This window comes from Candidatus Desulfolinea nitratireducens (genome assembly GCF_982879505.1).
This window is the reverse complement of record NZ_CEYOSI010000312.1, coordinates 1-3,060: the sequence shown is the minus strand read 5'-3', so window position 1 is coordinate 3,060 and position 3,060 is coordinate 1. Positions and strand designations below refer to the sequence as shown.

2 protein-coding genes are annotated in these 3,060 nt (G+C 49.4%); both read left to right on the top strand.

Going from position 1 to position 3,060, the window contains the following annotated elements; all coding sequences use genetic code 11:
• A partial coding sequence (locus tag AC3DOM_RS17075) for an OmpL47-type beta-barrel domain-containing protein (RefSeq protein ID WP_487920240.1) occupies positions 1-2,701 on the top strand: 2,701 nt, incomplete at its 5' end.
• A 19-nt stretch (positions 2,702-2,720) separates the two neighbouring features.
• Positions 2,721-3,060, top strand: a 340-nt coding sequence (locus AC3DOM_RS17070; RefSeq protein ID WP_487920239.1) for a hypothetical protein, incomplete at its 3' end; no start/stop codon positions are given.

Genomic DNA, 3,060 nt, shown 5'->3' with positions numbered 1-3,060 from the left:
TTTTAACGATGGCAGCTACGCAGTCCAGATCAGAGCGAGTGACCTGGCCGGAAATGTCGAAACGATCAGCCAGGGAATTAATATCGATTCTGTCACCCCCACCCTGAGTAAAACCATCTCCGGCACATCCGGCACCAATGGCTGGTATACCTCATCCGTCAGCGTGGATGCTTCGGCCAGTGACGCTGCCCCCAGTTCGGGAATTGCTTTTTCATTCAGCACGGATGGGGTCACCTGGTCGCCCTACACGGCCTCATTCAACCTGAACGAAGGGGAATACGATCTCCAATTTCTTGTCAGGGATACGGCCGGGAACCAGGTCAGCAGTGCGGATGCGATCAAGGTGGATAGCACCGCCCCAACGGTGGACGGCACCCTCTCCGGGACGCTGGGTTCCGGGGGCTGGTATACCTCGAATGCAAGTTTATCTGCCAGCGCCTCGGATGCGACCTCCGGGATCGCCTCTCTTGAATACATCGCAAACGGTGGCAGCTGGACAGCGTATGGCAGCCCCCTGAGCTTCAGCGATGGCGCGCACAGCCTGCAACTTAAGGGAACGGATAATGCCGGGAATGAGAAGACCATCACTCAAATGGTCAATGTCGATACGACGGCCCCTTCCCTGGATCTTTTTTTGGATGGGGGGACGAGCTTTTTGGGCTGGCAGGCCTCTGATGTTGAGATCAGCGCAACAGCCAGCGATGCAACTTCCGGATTGAGCAGCTTTGAGATCTCTGTCAATGGTGGCGGATGGCAATCCTATAGCGCACCCTTCACCCTCAGCGATGGGACTCACAGCGTTGAAATTCGTGCATCAGATATTGCAGGAAATAGCAGCACCCTTTCGCAGACGGTGAATGTGGATAGCACCACGCCCGGGATCAGCCTGACCCTGAATGGCACTTCCGGAAATGGAGATTGGTACAGATCCTCTGTGGAGGCAAGTGCCAGCGCCGACGCGCCCGGCTCAGGCTTGGCCTCTTTTGAATATGCGCTGGCAGGTGGCGCCTGGCAAAATTACACGGCACCGTTGACCTTCAGCGATGGGGTGCATATCCTTTATCTTCGCGCAACCAATAATGCCGGGATCAGCAGGGAAGTGACCCAGGTGATCAAGGTCGATAGCACCCCTCCTGCGATTGATTTCCCGGCAAACTGGAAACAGGAAAACCATCTTTATTATGCAGTGGAAGACCCTTCGACAAGCTCAGGCCAGGCTGGCAGCGGGCTGGATTCCCTGCGGCTGGTGATCGAGGATGATGACGAGCGCTGGCCGAAAGCCGTTTTTAAAGAGGGTCTTTCCGGGAATAATTTTGATACCACCTTCCTATGGGACGGACGTTGGGGTGACGGGAACCTGGCCCTCCCCGGGGTCTATTATGGCTGTTTGAAAGTCTCGGATCTGGCTGGAAATGAAGGCATCCAGTGTGGCGCAGTCACGGTTGGGGAGGTGGAGATTGCCGCCATCCTCCCGCCACTCCCTGCAGCGGAACCAAAAACGATCATCACCCTGGTTGAACCTCCCCCGGTCGTTTACCCCCCTCCTGCCCCTGAACCCCAAATCTCTACGAAAGAAGAGAAAAAGGGGATCGTGGTCCCCTTTGGGAGTCAAACGAAAAGCACTGCTGCGACTTCAAATCCCCAGGCACCCGATCCCAATATTTTATGGGGCGCAACTGCATCTGCGGCAATCGCTGCCTTTGCGGCCCAGATCGCCGAGCGAAAACGGCAGGAAGAAGAAGCCAGGAAAAGAGCCGCCAGTGCCAAAGCACAGAGATATAAAGCCATCGCGAGAGCATATCAGGCTTCGTTGAATGCCTTTAAGGATGGATTGGTAAAAAGTGGTGTGAAAGTAGTCGATGCGATCAAGCAAAGAACAAAGGCACTCCAGAACGGAAAAATCCCCTCGTCTGTTGCGGCGATCGTATCGAATTACAAGACGGCGCAAGAGGAGCGAAAAACCAGGCGTGCACGGATTGTGACTCCCGATGAACCACCGCCGCCAAAAGCGCCTCCGAAAAATCCGAGCCTTCGCGATGATGTTTTGAGCTTGAAGGAGGAGTTGCTTGAGCCGAAAATATTGCCATACACACCGGGGAGTTTGATTGAAACAATACCCAGATTGCCAACGGTTGTCGTACCTGGTTCACAAAAATATCCTTTTACCGGGAGTTGGTATGATTTGGAAAGTCACAGTTGGCAAGTAAATGCTAATAGAAACGGTGATGATCCTCCTGTGCCCGGTGTTTTAAGTATGCAGGATGACTTTAATTGGGATTTGTTTAGAACTGCTGGCGGGGTCTTTCCTCTCCCCGAGCCGCCTGTGTATAACAAAGATAACGGAGACTTGTTGGACTTTATAGGTAAAATGAGAAAGAGTGATACTTGGGATTTAGTAGATGAAGCTGCTCCTTCAATAATACAATTACCAAGCGAGAGAATGCCAATTGGTTCCGGGGTTGATCTTGCTCAAATTCTTAATAATGCTGGAGAAATAATCCCAGTATATTATTTTGGTCAACCAGCCATTCAAAATATCGGAGATTATGTTTATGGAAAAAAAATGACAGAATTTATTATTAAGACATTTCAGGCAACTGGTTCTAATATCATGAACTCAATGCCTTTTCCATCAATACCCATCCTGTACTACGACCCAAATATGTTTTACTATCCACAATACCCAACAACTCGCTACTAATATCAAAATGAACAACCTTATGAAAATTGATAAAAATAAGAAAAATTCTACAACCCCACAGCGCATTTCAAAAATTTTATTTCTGATTCTAATATTTCTTAGAGTAACAGATGGGTTAATACCAAATTTGATATTTCGGAACCAGATTCCTGTCTCTTTTATGTTCTGGTATATCACATTCGCTTACATTTTTACCGTGATCCTTGTCTGGATTAATCGGAATTGTTCCCAAGATATGAATGTGGATAAATACTTCGTCCATCTTCTAATATTATCTGGATTACTGCTTACGTTTTCTACACTTCCAGTGGCCCAAGGTGTATTGACTGGCATTACAACAGCTTTTGTGATATTTAATC